The 15,661-nt window shown below is 47.9% G+C and carries 17 protein-coding genes and 1 pseudogene; 6 read left to right on the top strand and 12 right to left on the bottom strand.

Annotated features, from left to right (window positions below; genetic code table 11):
• Positions 1-76: 76 nt before the first annotated feature.
• Positions 77-2,164, top strand: a complete 2,088-nt coding sequence (locus tag FDW92_RS11575; RefSeq protein ID WP_042308947.1) for a TonB-dependent receptor — start codon at positions 77-79, stop codon at positions 2,162-2,164.
• A 341-nt stretch (positions 2,165-2,505) separates the two neighbouring features.
• Complete coding sequence (locus tag FDW92_RS11570) at positions 2,506-2,796, top strand: Bor family protein (protein WP_042309317.1); 291 nt, start codon at positions 2,506-2,508, stop codon at positions 2,794-2,796.
• 128 nt (positions 2,797-2,924) lie between these two features.
• Here FDW92_RS11570 and FDW92_RS11565 read toward each other — a convergent pair whose 3' ends face one another.
• Together FDW92_RS11565 and FDW92_RS11560 are read right to left on the bottom strand one after the other, a co-directional pair.
• A complete protein-coding gene (locus FDW92_RS11565; protein WP_042308948.1) occupies positions 2,925-3,131 on the bottom strand; it encodes a hypothetical protein in 207 nt (68 codons plus the stop codon).
• Between the two features lie 166 nt (positions 3,132-3,297).
• Entirely contained in the window at positions 3,298-4,821 is a 1,524-nt protein-coding gene (locus tag FDW92_RS11560) for a cyclic diguanylate phosphodiesterase (protein ID WP_042308951.1), read from the bottom strand.
• Positions 4,822-5,058: 237 nt separating this feature from the next.
• On the opposite strand from FDW92_RS11560, the gene FDW92_RS11555 reads away from it, so the two are divergent.
• From FDW92_RS11555 to yibB, 4 genes are all read left to right on the top strand, one after another.
• On the top strand, positions 5,059-5,331 hold the full coding sequence (locus FDW92_RS11555; RefSeq protein ID WP_042308953.1) for a hypothetical protein: 273 nt from the start codon (positions 5,059-5,061) through the stop codon (positions 5,329-5,331).
• Positions 5,332-5,480: 149 nt separating this feature from the next.
• The gene (locus FDW92_RS11550) at positions 5,481-6,020 is read left to right on the top strand and encodes a cytochrome b (RefSeq protein ID WP_042308955.1); all 540 of its coding nucleotides are present in this window, start codon (positions 5,481-5,483) and stop codon (positions 6,018-6,020) included.
• 200 nt (positions 6,021-6,220) lie between these two features.
• Positions 6,221-6,463, top strand: coding sequence for a DinI-like family protein (locus FDW92_RS11545; protein ID WP_042308956.1), 243 nt, complete (start codon positions 6,221-6,223; stop codon positions 6,461-6,463).
• Between the two features lie 400 nt (positions 6,464-6,863).
• Positions 6,864-7,721: a protein YibB gene (gene yibB / locus FDW92_RS11540; RefSeq protein ID WP_042308958.1), complete on the top strand. Its 858-nt coding sequence runs from the start codon at positions 6,864-6,866 to the stop codon at positions 7,719-7,721.
• Between the two features lie 130 nt (positions 7,722-7,851).
• Here yibB and FDW92_RS11535 read toward each other — a convergent pair whose 3' ends face one another.
• From FDW92_RS11535 to FDW92_RS11490, 10 genes and pseudogenes are all read right to left on the bottom strand, one after another.
• The gene (locus tag FDW92_RS11535) at positions 7,852-8,811 is read right to left on the bottom strand and encodes a DUF523 and DUF1722 domain-containing protein (RefSeq protein WP_042308961.1); all 960 of its coding nucleotides are present in this window, start codon (positions 8,809-8,811) and stop codon (positions 7,852-7,854) included.
• Between the two features lie 13 nt (positions 8,812-8,824).
• Positions 8,825-9,355 carry a DUF3833 domain-containing protein gene (locus FDW92_RS11530; protein WP_042308962.1) on the bottom strand — a complete coding sequence of 177 codons (531 nt, stop codon included), beginning with the start codon at positions 9,353-9,355 and terminating at the stop codon, positions 8,825-8,827.
• Positions 9,352-9,879: a hypothetical protein gene (locus FDW92_RS11525; RefSeq protein WP_042308964.1), complete on the bottom strand. Its 528-nt coding sequence runs from the start codon at positions 9,877-9,879 to the stop codon at positions 9,352-9,354. The genes FDW92_RS11530 and FDW92_RS11525 overlap by 4 nt, the downstream gene beginning before the upstream one ends.
• Complete coding sequence (locus FDW92_RS11520; RefSeq protein ID WP_042308966.1) at positions 9,879-10,361, bottom strand: DUF2878 domain-containing protein; 483 nt, start codon at positions 10,359-10,361, stop codon at positions 9,879-9,881. The genes FDW92_RS11525 and FDW92_RS11520 overlap by 1 nt, the downstream gene beginning before the upstream one ends.
• A pseudogene (locus FDW92_RS11515) lies at positions 10,358-11,579 on the bottom strand (cyclopropane-fatty-acyl-phospholipid synthase family protein). The gene FDW92_RS11520 and the pseudogene FDW92_RS11515 overlap by 4 nt, the downstream one beginning before the upstream one ends.
• Positions 11,576-12,298, bottom strand: a complete 723-nt coding sequence (locus FDW92_RS11510; protein WP_042308969.1) for a DUF1365 domain-containing protein — start codon at positions 12,296-12,298, stop codon at positions 11,576-11,578. Before FDW92_RS11510 ends, FDW92_RS11515 begins: the two are co-directional and overlap by 4 nt.
• A 1-nt stretch (position 12,299) precedes the next feature.
• Positions 12,300-13,556 carry an FAD-dependent oxidoreductase gene (locus FDW92_RS11505; RefSeq protein ID WP_042308970.1) on the bottom strand — a complete coding sequence of 419 codons (1,257 nt, stop codon included), beginning with the start codon at positions 13,554-13,556 and terminating at the stop codon, positions 12,300-12,302.
• Entirely contained in the window at positions 13,553-14,272 is a 720-nt protein-coding gene (locus tag FDW92_RS11500; RefSeq protein ID WP_042308971.1) for an SDR family NAD(P)-dependent oxidoreductase, read from the bottom strand. Before FDW92_RS11500 ends, FDW92_RS11505 begins: the two co-directional genes overlap by 4 nt.
• Complete coding sequence (locus FDW92_RS11495; protein ID WP_042308972.1) at positions 14,269-14,703, bottom strand: nuclear transport factor 2 family protein; 435 nt, start codon at positions 14,701-14,703, stop codon at positions 14,269-14,271. Before FDW92_RS11495 ends, FDW92_RS11500 begins: the two co-directional genes overlap by 4 nt.
• A gap of 204 nt (positions 14,704-14,907) precedes the next feature.
• Positions 14,908-15,636, bottom strand: a complete 729-nt coding sequence (locus FDW92_RS11490; protein WP_042308973.1) for a MerR family transcriptional regulator — start codon at positions 15,634-15,636, stop codon at positions 14,908-14,910.
• Positions 15,637-15,661: the final 25 nt, after the last annotated feature.

Here is a 15,661-nt window from a genome sequence, read left to right as displayed (position 1 = left end):
GTAATGATAATTATTTGTATTATCATTTCCATCAATTATCTTACTGCCTTTGAATTTTAACAAAGGAAGTTTGACTATGCGTTTAAAACCTGTTGCCTCTGTCGTTCTGTCCTGTCTGGGTTTCACCAGCCCCCTGGTTTTTGCTGAAGATGTAATGGTCGTCACCGCCTCCGGTTACGAAAAGAAAATTACCAACGCAGCGGCCAGTGTTTCCGTAATTTCGCAGCAAGAATTACAAACCAATAAATATAATGACTTAGGAGAAGCCTTGCGTTCAGTAGAGGGCGTGGATGTTGAAAGCAGCACCGGTAAAACCGGTGGTCTGGAGATCAGCATCCGTGGTATGCCTGCGAGCTATACCCTGATACTGATTGACGGTATTCGTCAAAACGGCAGCAGCGATGTAACGCCAAACGGCTTCTCTGCCATGAATACCAGCTTTATGCCACCGCTGGCGGCAATCGATCATATCGAAGTGATCCGCGGCCCAATGTCGACGCTTTATGGCTCCGACGCAATCGGTGGCGTAGTGAATATCATCACCAAAAAAAGCACCGATAAATGGAGCACCTCCATCAATACTGGCGTTAACCTGCAAGAGAGTAATAAATGGGGTAACAGCACGGTCGCCAACTTCTGGTCCAGCGGTCCGTTAATCGCAGGCGTGCTGGATATGCAGGTTCGCGGGAGCACAACCCAGCGCCAGGGTTCAAGCGTCACCTCTTTGAGCGATACCGCCTCTACTCGCGTACCCTATCCTACTGAATCTGAGAACTATAATATCGGCACCCGACTGGACTGGAAAGCCAATGAGAACAATACGTTGTGGTTAGATCTCGACTCTGCCAGACAGCGCTATGACAATGACGATGGACAGTTGGGCAACCTGACGGGGGGTTATGATAAAACGCTTCGCTATGAACGCAACAAAGTGACTCTCGGCCACGATACCGCCTTAACGTTCGGCACCTGGAAATCATCCCTCGGCTGGAATGAGACCGAGAACAAAGGCCGACAACTGGTCTCCTCCGCACTCACGCCGGAAAACGCTGGCCGCGCCGGTGATGCGCGTGAACTGAAGAACACTAACGTCATTCTGGACTCAGTGCTGCTGACGCCATTAGGTGACTCACACCTGTTAACCCTTGGTGGGGAATACTGGGATGCGCGAATGAAAGACGGTGTTGTACTGGCCAATACCGGCGAGACGTTCCACCAAAAAACGTGGGCAGCCTACGCGGAAGATGAATGGCATATACTCGACTCATTGGCGTTAACCGCAGGTACCCGTTATGAGCATAATGATGTGTTTGGCGGCCACCTGAGTCCTCGCGCCTATATGGTTTGGGATGTCTCCGATGAGTGGACGCTCAAAGGCGGTGTTACTACAGGTTATAAAGCGCCCTCACTCAGCCAGTTGCATAACGGCATTAGCGGCGTAACTGCGCAAGGAACTGTTAATACTGTCGGTAACCCTGACCTCAAGCCGGAAGAAAGTATCAGCTACGAAACCGGGCTATATTATGAAAACGAGGCCGGACTGAACGCCAACGTTACCGGCTTCTATACCGAATATAAAAATAAAATTGTCTCGTATTCTATCGATGATAATACCAACAGCTATACCAACAGCGGTAAGGCAAGGACCGATGGTATTGAATTCGCCAGCACCTTCCCTCTCTGGTCGGACGTACTGAGTTTATCCCTCAACTACACCTACACACAGAGCAAACAAAAAGATGGTGATAATAAAGGCGCGCCGTTGAGCTACACCCCCAAGCATATGGCTAACGCTCGCCTGAACTGGCAGGCTACAGAAGATATGAACGCCTGGTTGAGCGCCCGTTATCGCGGTAAGGCGCCACGCTTTACCGAAAATTACGAGAACCTCAGCGCGGTACAAAAGGCGGTGTATGACGACAAAGGCGCGGATTTAAAAGCCTGGACCGTTCTCGATATGGGAATGTCTTATAAGTTGACCAAAGACCTGACGCTAAATACGGCAGTCAATAACGTACTGGATAAAGACTTCAGCGAAGTTAAACTGTACCAGGTGGGCCGTAATAGCACCTATGCAGGTGATTACTATCAGACTGCGCAATCCACCACTGGATACGTAAATCCAGGCCGTAATTATTGGGTTTCTTTAAACTATCAGTTCTAATTTTAAAATGTTTTATTGGCAGGGCTATCTCTGATAGCTCTGTTCAAATACGTAACTGTTCGAGACCTCACTTATATAGTATTGATGTTTCCGAGAAAAACACATTAACTCCCATATATTTTATCCACTTTAATGCTGACATTGATAAAATGTAAGCTGATATCGCAAGCAATCACTAATGTTCTACAAAGTCGAAACAGAAAATTCATTACTCATTTATCTAACTAAATAATAGATAAACAGTCAGCATAATAGTGCCAGACATAAGTGCTGGTCGGATATGTACCAGCAGCATTAAAGAAGATCATTTGCTCTCTATCCCACACTATAAAATGGTAAAAATGAAAAAGTTAATGATTGCAATTATTGCGGCAACAGCTCTATCCGGTTGCGCTCAGCAAACCTTTAAAATCAACAACGGCATTGCAGAAAAACCCTCTCAGGAAACCAGACAGAATTTTTTCATTAATGGTATTGGCCAGTCACAAACCATCGATGCAGCTTCTGTATGCGGCGGTGCAGACAAAGTTGTTCGTACAGAAGTTCAGGAGTCTGGTATGGATGTTTTCTTGCGCATCATCACGATTGGCATCTATACTCCTCGGGAAGCCAGAGTATATTGTTCTAAATGATATTTTAAGCAGGTGTTTTCAGGAATACCTGCTTAACTTTACTGATGGTTAATAATATTGATCATTACTGAGAAATGGCATTAGCAACACAACAAACACCGTAATAAAACATAAGAACAGTTAAACAATTAGTACAGAAATATCCCTTCCAGTATCAGTAAGTACGTTGCCAAAACAATAGCTCCGGCGATACCGCCTACAAACAGAACTGCAGCAATAGCTAATTGATCGCGGTTTGAGTACTGAACTCTAGTGCGCGCAGCCAACTTTTTCTTATGTACTACCGTCACTTCGCGACTTGAAGTGTGTCCCTTAGTAAAGGTTATATCAGTCATACTGTTATCCGTTTGCTGTATGTGAGAACGCAAATAACCGCTACACAACTAAGGATATGCTCTTTGAATAACACAGTCTGAGATTCATCTCACGATAAAGAAAAAACAGGTTTTCTACGGCCAATTCCTCCCCATTCTCACTTCTATCAACAAGATACCTTCCATTTTATTCGACAAAAACCTTCACTTTGGGTTTTGAAAGCAGAATAAGAATAAACTCAGTAAAAGTGACCGGTTTATAAAAATAGTACCCTTGCAGGAAAACAATGTTGTTTTTGTTGAGATAATCAAGCTGCGCCTTCGTTTCAACACCTTCAGCAACAATGCTTAATGACAGCTTACGTGCCAGGTCGAGGACACAATCTAAAATTCGGGTTGAATCAGGCAGGTCATTTACCCGTCCCACAAAACTCTGATCGATTTTGATATAGTCAATGTGCAGATCATGCAAGTAAGAAAGTCCAGAATAGCCTGTACCAAAATCATCTAACGCAATGACAAAACCATTTTCATGAAGCGTATTGAGCCTCTGCACAAGATCATCATCCACATGCAACGGTTCTCGTTCAGTCACCTCAATCACCAAATTTAAATCATTACGGCTGAAACTGTCTCTGTAGCGCAGGCACTCCTCCACAAACGTAGGGGAAGTGATATGGGATGCGCTGAAGTTAATTCCGACATGGAAGCCGGATGACAATTTGCTGGCGATGGAGTTCATATTAGCAGCGACCTGCCTCATCAAGCTTTGAGTCAGCGGCACTATCAGACCTGATTTTTCGGCAACTGGAATAAAAGAGGCCGGAGAGATATACCCAGCCCTTGGGTGCTTCCATCTGGCCAGCACCTCGACACCGCGTAACGTTCCATCGCGACCATTTACGATTGGTTGATAAAAAGGCACTATCTCCCCTTTATCTATCGCTCTGCGCAACGTTTCTTCAGGGGTATCATCCTTATTCAAATATTTATCGATGGCATAAGCCACAGCGACCGAGATCAGCAGGATGAAAATCAGAATTCCCAGACCATTAGTGACGAGCCTTTTTAAGCTAAATAATGGAGGCTGTTCGAAAATAATGCTGAAGGGATACTTTGCAGAATTCACTTGACCAGACTGCTGCGCACTCGCCTTGAAGACTTTCACTTCCGTCGATGAACCAAGCACTTTGTCGCCTACCCGCAATGAATAGGTCAGTCCTTTTAATGGGACATTCAATGCGCCCCGGATATGCACCCCACTTATCGTGATAATGATACTACTTGTTTGAAAATGAGTCTGATAAAGTAAAACGGGTATCTCATTCACGGTATTTTGTGCAGAGGCCAACAGCAAATTCGTATCAGGTATCACGGGTATCTGTTTCAACAAGATCCGATTACCTGGCAGTGAGGTACACCAAACCTTCCCTTGCCGGATAATAATCAGCGTTCGTAAATGGGGCCGAAGCGCAGCTTCAGTTCCGAGCTGGTATTGGCTCTCCAGGTCGCATTTTTTTTCAGCGATGCGCTTAGCGGTACCCGTTGCCTGAAAAGCTTCATTAAGTATGTTGTCCATATTTTTCGCGGCATATCGTGCCCCACCAAGAGCTTCCATTGATGAGGAATACCAAAGCTGCATATTGAGAATAAAAACACCGATTACGAACAGACATATCGCAGCAAGTATCGGTAACAGTGCTTTGCGCATTCTTATATCCTGTGGCGAAAAATGAACACGTTAAAACGGACGTTGACTGAATCATGTTTGTCTCTACAGAGCATGGTCGACAGCAACATAAATCGCCATGAAGCCAATCACTTTTTCTAAATCTCATCATAACGCATTGATTAATAGTAAATAATCATTGTGCACTTTCAGAGCAATAGCAGTATTGCCCCACATTTAATTTGCTATGATGAGAAGGCATAATCAGGAGGAGAGCAAATGAAAATCTTTATTACTGACAATGACGGAAATCTGATCCCCATTGATGGAAAAAGCGTTGTCATCGAATTGAATAATGGCAAAACGATTGAGATCGCCGAGGAATACGGCAGAGATGACATCCCGGAAGGGATCAATCTCTGGGGAGGACGGGAACCATCTCCTTCCCTCCCATTTGAGGAAATCAAGGCCAGAACTGAAAGCCTCGGCGTTTACCCCATTGCAGCCAATGCTCTACACGTTTTCCCGTACAAAATTTCGTCGAAAAATTGAATCCTGACAAACTCGCAATGATCCCCTATCAACTATGCGATCGTTTTACCCGAAATAGAAATAACAAAATCCTAATCTCTTAATGAATATAAGGATTTGTTAAGCTCAATACGATACGGTTGCGGTGGCGCATCATTCGAGGAAAAACAATGAGCAGATTCTCAAGACTTCAGATTCACTTGCACTGGCTAACTCTGGTGTTAATCGCGATAACCTATGCCACAATGGAATTTCGCGGTTGGTTTCCCAAAGGCAGTGCCTCCTATCTGTTGATGAAAGAAACACACTATAATACAGGGGTATTTGTCTGGTGTTTAATGATAATACGTTTAATTCTCAAACATAAGTATGAAGATCCAGCTATCACACCTACGCCCCCCCAGTGGCAGAGGATATCAGCCAAATTAATGCATATCATGCTCTATGTCTCTTTTCTGGCGCTACCGTTATTAGGTGTCTTGACGATGGCTTACGGTGGAAAGAGTTGGTTTTTTCTAGGTTTAAACATCCCCTCTTTCGTTCATAGCAATGATGAAATAAAAGCCGTCGTGAAAGCTATTCATGAAACTCTGGCAAATGTAGGCTATTTCTTGATTGCAGCCCATGCTGGCGCGGCATTATTTCATCACGCCATACAGAAGGACAATACACTTTTAAGAATGATGCCTGAACATAAACATCTGAAATGATGAGATTAGAAACATAGGCACTAAAAAACGTAGAAAGCATTAGTTTATTTGTTATTCACTATAATGCTTATCTTTCTTTCTATCCCCTCATAACATAATCATCCCCGGGGGACGTCAATTCATATTGACGGTCCCCCTTGTATATCAGATAAAAACACAGTATAAACACTGTATATCCATACAGATAAAGGCAAGTGGCAATGTTCGTGGAACTCATTTATGACAAAAGGAATTTTGATGGGCTGCTCGGTGCAAAAGAGATCATTTTGGGCGAATTGAGAAAGAGAGTGCACCAGATCTTTCCAGATGCTGATGTCCGGGTTAAACCGATGCTGACCCTACCAGCAATAAACACTGATGCCAGTAAGCACGAGAAAGAACAGATTAGTCGCACTGTTCAGGAAATGTTTGAAGAAGCCGATATGTGGCTGGTCTCAGATTAATTACTCTAATTTGCTGCGACTTAAATCCTTGAAAGATTGTCGGCTACCCGCCGTTATGTTCTGGCATACGACGCAGTCGCAGCAACACTCATCACTGAGCACATATCATTTGTCCAGTCCGGGTATCTTTGCTTCTGTAGCTTAATTACTCCAGATACCGCAAAATAAACCAAGAAGAAATAGTATCATGGTGTATTATATCACATAAAATAATAAACAATTACAACTTATAATTCCCAGGAGCCATAGGTACAGCCTGTTGTTTATCATTTCAAATATCACATTATGCTTTCCGCCCCATGTTAATACTGATAGAATATCGAAATATAAAAAACTATGTAAATTTATTACTAATACTTTGGTAGTTTTTTGATAAATAAAGAAAATGGGCTGCATATAAATGAATACATCTATTACCATCGTTACAGCGTTTTTCGATATAGGACGAGGAAATTGGACGAGTGATAAAGGTTTCTCTCCTCATTTAGAGAGAACATCTGATACTTACATTGAGTATTTTAAAAATCTGTCTGAATTAGATAATGAGATGGTCATATTTACATCTAGTGATCTTAAACCAAAAATAGAAAAAATTAGAAATGGTAAGCGAACTGTTGTAATCTCCTTAGATATCAATAATAAATTCCAACATATTAAAAATAAAATTTCACAGATTCAGAAAGATGATGAATTTAGAAATAAACTTGAAACTCGCCAACTAATAAACCCAGAATACTGGTCCTCAAACTACGTATTCGTTTGCAATCTAAAATCATACTTCGTAAATAAGGCAATAGCGTTAAACCTTGTTAATAATAATATGGTTGCATGGGTTGACTTTGGTTACTGTCGTAATGCAGAAGTCATAAATGGTTTATCCCAATGGAATTATCCATTTGATGTAAACAAAGTCAACTTATTTACGGTAAAAAAAGGGTTGACTGTCAAAACGCTTCATCAGGTTTTCGACCACATGATTAATAATCGTTCTTATATTATTGGCGGTGCAATTGTTGCAACAAAAAACAAATGGAAGGAATTTTATGAATTGGTTTTCCAGTGCCAAATAAAAACGCTTAGAAACAATATTGTTGATGATGACCAGGGTATTTTTATAATGTGCTACCATTATAAACCTCAATTAATCAAACTAAATCATCTCGGTAAGAATCGATGGTTTAATTTGTTTAAACTGTATGGCAAGAATGATTTTAGTTCTTTTTCACGAAGGTTAAAAGTAACACTTATCGGGAAATAAGATTAAATTGTAGACATACACAATACCGATAAAGGTAAAGCTGACGTCTACTATGAGCGAAGAGCGGTAATTAAAGGTTTCGAACACTACATAAATTATCACTCTGCTCGGTTCTGTTTATCAGTCATGATCAATTAACAGTCAGTCGCAATGCTAATTCTTGCGGGTAGGGATCAAAGTAATTCTGCGTCAGCAGATAATCGTCCGGGTATTCCGCCAGATAATGTTTCAGCAACGTCACCGGGGCCAGGATGGGCAGTAGTCCTGCGCGGTAATGAAGGATCACCTCGCGCAACTCGCCGCGCTGACGCATTGTTAATTGATTATGGAAGTGCCCCTGAATGTGCATAAGCACGTTTGTGTGGTTTTTACGTGAGGCGGGTTTCTTCAGAATTGTCATTAAATTATCCCGGTAAACCGCAAAGAAAGCCTCCAGATCCTCCCATTCATGCAGTGATGCGACAAATGGGCCAATTTGCCTATATCCGGCCTGATGGTGAGCCAGCAATTGCAATTTATAACGGCTATGAAAATCCAGTAGAGCCCGCCGCGTCAGGCCATTTTTGCGCAGCATATTGAGCTCATGTAGGGCGAAAACCCTTTCGACGAAGTTTTCGCGTAGGACCGGATCGTGCAGCCGCCCGTCTTCTTCTACCGGTAGCCACGGATATTTCTCCATCAGCGCGGCGGTAAACAGTCCCACCCCGTCTTTACGCCCGCGATTGCCTTTATCGTCATATAAGCGCACACGTTCCATGCCACAACTGGGGGATTTTGCACAGACGATAAAACCGGACAGTGTGTCCAGCCCTGCCAGATACCGCTGGCAGAAGTCAGCCATTTCGTCGGTCACGTCTTCGTGAGGTGCGTGACTAAAACGCATGCGAATATCCCCGACAGTCGTTTGCACCAGGCGCAGCGCTGGCCGAGGGACAGGCAAACCTATCGCCATCTCCGGGCAAACAGGCTGGAAAGTCACCCACTGGGCTAGTTTCTCCATCGCAAATTCTGCCCGTTTATGCCCGCCGTCAAAGCGGACGGCAGATCCCGTTAAACAGCCGCTGATCCCAACGATGGGTTGCATTTTCATGACCTCTTCCTCACTATCGCGTTTTACGGGAGAAGAAAAGCGTCACCGTACCGACGGTGAGGCCAAATTTCTTCATCTCCGTTTTATTAAACAGATGGTTAGCATCCTGCATGTACATCCAGTCGTCAAAATTCAGCAACCAGGTTCTGCCGCTGGCTTTCACATTCATGCTGTAATGCCAGTTGAACGCGTTGCCCGCTGCTTGCCCCTTCGCCACGCCTTCAATGTCACCGGCAGTACCTTCGTAACGATCGGCGCTAACTTTACGGATATGCCATACCCGCTGCTGTTTCTCTCCATCGTCGTACACAAAGCGTTCGTTGAGGGTCAATGTGTCTCCCACCACATCGCCGTTAATATCGACATGGAAGCGACGAAGCTGTTTACCGCTGCGGTCCTGAATCATCCCCCATGCTTGCGTTTCTCCCTGAAAATACTGAAAGATATCCAGCGTCGGCTGCTGTTGCCGATAGTCGGCAATTTCAGCGCTACAACCAGCCACCTGCATCAGCAAGGGCAGGCTCAGGGCCAATAAACGTTTCATTTTTCACCTCCAGTAAGCTGCTGACGCAGCTCAGGATATTGCGTGCGGGAACCCAGCCAGACAGAGAGAAAGTTTTCGCTGAACGCCGCCGACTGCGGTGGGCCAAGCGGGATAAAGTGCCTTTGAGCCGCTGAAGCGCGATACCAAAACTTCCCCTGCTTATCTTGCAATACAAAAGCCAGTTGCGTACCTGGCGCGACGTCTGGCCATATCTCACTCAACATGCGAAGCCAGGACTCACTCTGCGCTTCCCGCCCGAGAATACCCTGCGCTCGCCACTGATCGCGGGTGGCATTAACCAGTTCTTGCCGTTCAATATTGCGCTGATAGGTGATAATCAGTGCTTGATCCTCTTTCAGCCCGCGATAGCGCCCATCCGGCGTGCGCAGTTGTGAGGTATAGATCGTGAATGGTCCCCAGGAGAGCGTCGCATCGCCGACTTTCCGCCAGCTTAACCAGTCAGCGGCACCGGCAAAAGGCGCCGTCGCCATGACGCCCAGCAGTATCAATAGGGCAGGTTTCATTAGTGTTTCCCCATGAAAATATGAAAAAACAGCATCAACACCAGCCAGCCCGCCGCCATTAAGCCAACAACAATAAATGTTGGTTCCAGAAAAGTAATGGCCCCCAAACGCTCTCCTATCACATAGGCGATCGGCCCACCACCGGTGGCCATTATGGCCAGCAGCCATCCCGGCAAGGTAGTCGAGCAGGTAAGGTGCGTCCACAGGACAGCGAACATGAGCCAAAGCGCAACCATCCATAACGGCAACAATGCTTCGCCGTGAAAATTAATCAACCCCGTCAACGCCCACAGCGCATCCAGACCACTACCCACCGCTGCCATCATTAACGCGTACAGACGTTGCGCAGACGGCAGCAAGAAGCAGGCCAGAATAGCCAGCCCAAGCCATAACGCCAGGCCGCGCTCACGAAATAACACCACCATGAGCCAGTACAGATCGAACCCGACAGCCAGGATAAAGACCTGTAAATGGCGGTTCATGGACGTTCCGCCGTCAGTTGCACCACGCTGATCGTGCGGGCGTTAAAACCGGCTTCGCAGTAGCCGAAGTAGTACAGCCACATACGGCGAAAACGCTCATCAAATCCCAGTTTTTCAATGTCATGCCAGGCGTGAACAAATCCTTGTCGCCAGTGCGCAAGCGTCCGGGCGTAGTCGGGCCCCATATCGAACAGATTACGAACCACAAAGTCAGTATGCTTTGTCATCAGGCCGCTCATCGCGGTGATACTGGGTAAAAAGCCCCCTGGAAAGATATAGCGCTGAATAAAATCAACGCCTTTGCTGTATTCGCGATAGCGCTGATCCTGAATGGTAATGGCCTGAATCGCCAGTTTTCCCCCACGACGCAGTCGCGCCTGGCAGGTACGGAAAAACGTCGGCAGATAACGCTGACCAACCGCTTCGATCATTTCGACCGACACCAGTTTGTCGAATTCCCCGGTCAGGTCGCGGTAGTCGCACAGCAGGACGTTGACTCTCTCCTGTAAACCTGCGCGGGCAATCCGCGCTTTCGCCCAGGCAAACTGTTCCTGAGACAGGGTCGTGGTGGTTACACGGCAACCGTAATGGCGTGCGGCGTATTCCGCCATCGCCCCCCCAACCAGTACCAATCTCCAGCAGGTGGTCATTCGCGGTCAGTGCCAGTTGCTCGCAAAGCCGCGCCATTTTGGCCTGCTGAGCCTGCGCTAAAGACTGCTCGGGGCAGGTGAATAAGGCGCTGGAATAGAGTAAATCCTCATCAAGAAAGTACGCATAAAATGCATTACCGAGATCGTAATGCGCGGCAATGTTTTCTTTTGCTTGTTGCCGATGGTTGCGACGCTTCCAGTGACGCAAACGCTCGGCGGGTCGGCCAAGCAGGCGAAAACCGCTTTCCAGGCGTCCCAGTAGGGTGCTGTTAAGCGCAAATATTTGCAGTAACGGCGTGAGCTGTTGCGTTTCCCACTCTCCGTCCATCCAGGCCTCAGCCGCCGCAAGACTTCCGCCTTTCAGCACCCGCCAGTACACCGTGGGCGAGAGAATATGTACTTCAGCGCGTAATTCAGCTGAAACATCACCAAAATGTAAGGTCTGCTCCCCTTCCCGCATCGTGACAGAACCCTGGCGAAGGCCGCTCAGCATGCGGAAAATAAGCCAACGCGCCACACGCAGGTTGCGCGGAACATCAGGTTCAAGCGCAAAGACGGGATCGGTCATGATCGTTCACTCCTGCTGACGGGATGGTTGTAGAGAGGAACTCGCTTAAGCCACAGTCGTAGCGCCTGCCAGTAAATCGCGAACACCGTTTTCAGCGTCATTAACGGCAGTCGTAGCAGCAACGCGCGTAAACTCGCCTGCGTCAACGGCTCGCGTTTGAGCATCAGGCTGGCATCAAAAATCTTCTCTGCCTGGTGGTTTTCGATATGCATATGCAGCGTTTTACCCGGCGGGTTAAATCGCCAGTGATAGACCATATCCATCGGGTTAAACGGCGATACATGGAACGCTTTTTCCAACGGACGCTTTTCCTGTGCGTCTACAGCGTAGTAATGTCGCTCATTCCATGGCGTATTGCGGACTTCCGCCAGTACCCAGCGCAGACGCTGTGAACGGTCATAGCAGTAGTAAAAATTGACCGGGTTAAAATGAAAACCGAAATAGCGCAGCTGTGTCAGAAGCATTACACGCCCCCCGGGATGTTCGCCCGTCAGGCAGGCAAGCTTATTCAACACGCTCTCTCTTAACGGTGTCCCCAGAGGGTAATCCGCATCATGAAAAGCTGTCGCGGCGAAGCGATTACGTTTCACGCCTACGCCCGAAAGCTGTGCGAGTTCATCTAAATCGAGCCACGCCATAAACACCTGATAACTAAACTGGTGTGTTGCTGGCTGGAGGCGGCGATGGCGCAAAACACCGTGGTACAGGCAGCTGTTCATCTTAGCCCCCCTCTCCTGCGGCAATGCCGTGTACTACATCGAGCGCGCTGCGCACGCCATCCTCATGAAAGCCGTTGTACCAATAAGCCCCGCAGAACCAGGTCCGACGCAGGCCGTTGATCTCAGTGCGGCGCGCCTGCGCGCGCCAGCTGTCGGGATTAAACAATGGGTGCTCGTAGACAAAGCGTCGCAAGACGAATCGCTCGTCAATAGGGGTGTCCGGGTTGAGGGTCACGCAGAATAGCGGGCTTCCTTCGGGTAATCCCTGGAGAATATTCATGTTATAGGTGACACAGGCGCTGGCGCGATCTTGCCCACTCAGGCGGTAATTCCAGCTTGCCCACGCGCGTTCGCGTACCGGTAACCAGCGGCGATCGCTGTGCAAAACGACCTCGTTACGCTGCCAGCTAATTGCGCCCAGCACGTCGAGTTCTGCGGTGGTGGCATCACCAAGCACGACCAGAGCTTGCGAAGAATGACAAGCGAAGATCACCTGATCAAACGTCTGTACTGATCCTGCCAACTGGATTTTGACGCCGCTGTCGTGACGAATGACCTGCTGAACAGGCGCATTGAGGTGCAATGCCAGACGCTCACCCAGCTTCGCCAGCATAACGCGAATGTACTCGCGCGATCCGCCTGGGACCACGTACCACTGCGGACGATGCCAGATATCCAGCAGGCCGTGGTGTTCAAAGAAGCGTAAGAACAACGGCAACGGAAAACGGCGCATTTCCTGTAGCGAAGATGACCAGATGGCTGCGCCCATCGGCAGAATATAATGACGCGCAAAGAACGCGCTGAAATGGTGCTGGTCGAGGAAGGTCTGTAGCGTGGCGTTGGCATCGACATCATTCAATGCCCGTTTAGCCAGACGATTAAAACGGACAATCTCTTTCATCATTCCCCAAAATGCGGGTTTGAGCAGGTTCTGACGTTGGGCGAACAAGGAAGTCAGAGTATGACCGCTGTACTCCATACCGCTTTGCGTATTATGCACCGAAAAACTCATCTGCGTTTTTTGCCCCTGGATACCGAGTTCACTCAGCAAGCCCATAAAACGCGGATAAGTTCGGTCGTTGTAGACGATAAAGCCGCTATCAATCGCGAAATTCCCCTGTGGAGTCGCTATATCTACCGTCGCAGTATGGCCGCCAGGGGTCGACGCCGCTTCAAAAAGCGTCACCTGATGATGTCCGGCCAGACGCCAGGCGCAGGTTAATCCGGCAATACCACTGCCAATGATAGCAATTTTCATGAACGCACCATCCTGCGCAGCAACGTGCGCTGGAGACTCTCAGGCAGCACGGCCAACAGACGCAGCAACACGCCAAAACCTGTCGGGAAGGCAATACTATTTTTTCCTTTCGCCAGGCCACGACGAATAGCCTTCACCGCCTGCTTTACACTCACCTGCCCGGGCATAGGAAAATCGTTTTTACGGGTAAGCGGGGTATCAACAAATCCTGGCGAAACGACGGTCACGGCAATACCTTTTGGCTCCCAGTCCAGACGCAAACTATTGGCAAACCAGGTTAGCGCGGCTTTAGACGCACCATAGGCTTCCGCCCGTGGGAACGGCAGCCAGTGCGCCATCGAACTGACCAGCACCACACGGTTACCGGAAGTTAACTGCGGCTGAAGCGCTGCCAGGCAGTTGATGGGGCCCTGATAATTCGCCGCCATCACCCGTTCAACCTTCCCTGCATCTATCCAGCCGTGGTCGAGATATTCGCAAGTTCCGGCACAAAGAATAACCAGTTCGGGTTTGCAGTCCGCCAACGCCTGGCGACAGGCGTCCCTGTCTGTCATATCGAACAGGCGTACTGTGATGTTGGCGTGGGATTGGCGCAGTTGTTCCAGCCTTTCGGGATTGCGGCCACAGGCAATCACGTGACAGCCGTCATCGGCCCATGATTTTGCAAGCCCGGCGCCAATCCCTGAACTTGCGCCAGTAATGAGGACAGTCATCATGCGCGCACCCTCCTTTTAACGTGGCGAACGGCCCAACCCAACAGCGGCAGATGCTCATAGAGCATCTCACCGGCATCGTAATAATCACGCTGGCGAAAAATCTTCTCGCCATGTGTCTCGACCATTGAACATCCCGGCAAAGATCGTATTTTTCCGCCAGCAATACGCGGATGCGACCAGTACATTGTCCACGTCACAGCAAACCGCCCGGTCTCACACAGTGGAGGGTCAATGGCAAAACGGCAGGCATTCACATTCGCCAGGAGATGCGAGAAATAGCGCTGAATGGCAAACAGCCCATTATGTTCCCCGAAGGGATCGACAAGTACCGCGTGCACGTCGTACAAACCGGCAAGCGCGGGGACGGGCTGGCGATCCAAATTGGCGTAGTAATCCACAAACCTGTCGATAACGGATGGCGGTGCGCGCATAGCTCTTACCCTTGTGTGAACCACATTACGTAGGCGGTATAATTAAAACTTACACAAACACTTTAATTTGTCCAAGTTTATACTAAAAAATAATTATAAATTCATTTAATTCAATAAATTAAAATTTAATATTTTTGAGGAAATTTATTCGTAAGCCACTAAGGTAGTGGCCAATCAACACACAAGAAAGGTAATAACAGAGAATTAAAGCGGGATCACTTCGAGGGAGTTGACCTGCTGTTGCCAGAGGTCTATCTGTTTTTTGCGCGCTACGGTGAGTTTGCCGGACGTCACCAACAGCCATTTGCGTTCGGGGAAAATTTCAGGCGCAAGCATCGCGGGCGGTACAGGAAGCACATCAATACGATGTCCCTGTCCAGTGCGACCAAGCGCTTCAAGCCAGATCTCGCAGGGGTCGGTAAGATGCCAGCCTGTAATCAGGTAGTTATCGCCCGGCGCACGCTTATCCCCTTCCAGGCAAAACGAGGTGTAAGAAATAATAATACCATCAAGGATTTCACGCAGCGTCATGATAGCCGGCACGTTAGCTGATACCTGGCTTCGCAGAGGGCGCAGCACCTCGCTCACCAGTTCAGGGCGGGGATATTCGCGACCGGCATCATAAATAAGCTGGCGCAGAGAGTCTATTTTCCCTTCGTTCAAGCGCTGCAGCATACTCTCTTGCAGAGCGAGCCAGTTATTCGTTCGCCGGGCACCAGGACGGGACAGCAACGGTTTAACCTGGCTTATCGGTACGCCTTTTTTCACCCAATCGAGAATTTTAAGCGCCTGTTGGATATCGTCATCGCTATACAACCGGTGCCCACCATCCGTACGTTGTGGTTTGAGAAGTCCATAACGACGTTGCCAGGCGCGCAGCGTTGTGGCGGTTATTCCACAAAGCCTCGCAAATTCACCGATGGAATAGGACATACAGAGCACCTAATAACCAATAATA

Origin of the sequence: Citrobacter sp. wls706, from assembly GCF_005281305.1 — a bacterium.
Lineage (GTDB): Bacteria > Pseudomonadota > Gammaproteobacteria > Enterobacterales > Enterobacteriaceae > Citrobacter > Citrobacter werkmanii.
Note: the sequence above shows the minus strand (reverse complement) of the source record. Positions and strands in the feature narration are given on the sequence as shown.

Coding starts and splice junctions, on each gene's coding strand:
- FDW92_RS11575 (WP_042308947.1), top strand. CDS start 77: ATGCGTTTAAAACCTGTTGCCTCTGTCGTTCTGTCCTGTCTGGGTTTC.
- FDW92_RS11570 (WP_042309317.1), top strand. CDS start 2,506: ATGAAAAAGTTAATGATTGCAATTATTGCGGCAACAGCTCTATCCGGT.
- FDW92_RS11565 (WP_042308948.1), bottom strand. CDS start 3,131: ATGACTGATATAACCTTTACTAAGGGACACACTTCAAGTCGCGAAGTG.
- FDW92_RS11560 (WP_042308951.1), bottom strand. CDS start 4,821: ATGCGCAAAGCACTGTTACCGATACTTGCTGCGATATGTCTGTTCGTA.
- FDW92_RS11555 (WP_042308953.1), top strand. CDS start 5,059: ATGAAAATCTTTATTACTGACAATGACGGAAATCTGATCCCCATTGAT.
- FDW92_RS11550 (WP_042308955.1), top strand. CDS start 5,481: ATGAGCAGATTCTCAAGACTTCAGATTCACTTGCACTGGCTAACTCTG.
- FDW92_RS11545 (WP_042308956.1), top strand. CDS start 6,221: ATGTTCGTGGAACTCATTTATGACAAAAGGAATTTTGATGGGCTGCTC.
- yibB (WP_042308958.1), top strand. CDS start 6,864: ATGAATACATCTATTACCATCGTTACAGCGTTTTTCGATATAGGACGA.
- FDW92_RS11535 (WP_042308961.1), bottom strand. CDS start 8,811: ATGAAAATGCAACCCATCGTTGGGATCAGCGGCTGTTTAACGGGATCT.
- FDW92_RS11530 (WP_042308962.1), bottom strand. CDS start 9,355: ATGAAACGTTTATTGGCCCTGAGCCTGCCCTTGCTGATGCAGGTGGCT.
- FDW92_RS11525 (WP_042308964.1), bottom strand. CDS start 9,879: ATGAAACCTGCCCTATTGATACTGCTGGGCGTCATGGCGACGGCGCCT.
- FDW92_RS11520 (WP_042308966.1), bottom strand. CDS start 10,361: ATGAACCGCCATTTACAGGTCTTTATCCTGGCTGTCGGGTTCGATCTG.
- FDW92_RS11510 (WP_042308969.1), bottom strand. CDS start 12,298: ATGAACAGCTGCCTGTACCACGGTGTTTTGCGCCATCGCCGCCTCCAG.
- FDW92_RS11505 (WP_042308970.1), bottom strand. CDS start 13,556: ATGAAAATTGCTATCATTGGCAGTGGTATTGCCGGATTAACCTGCGCC.
- FDW92_RS11500 (WP_042308971.1), bottom strand. CDS start 14,272: ATGATGACTGTCCTCATTACTGGCGCAAGTTCAGGGATTGGCGCCGGG.
- FDW92_RS11495 (WP_042308972.1), bottom strand. CDS start 14,703: ATGCGCGCACCGCCATCCGTTATCGACAGGTTTGTGGATTACTACGCC.
- FDW92_RS11490 (WP_042308973.1), bottom strand. CDS start 15,636: ATGTCCTATTCCATCGGTGAATTTGCGAGGCTTTGTGGAATAACCGCC.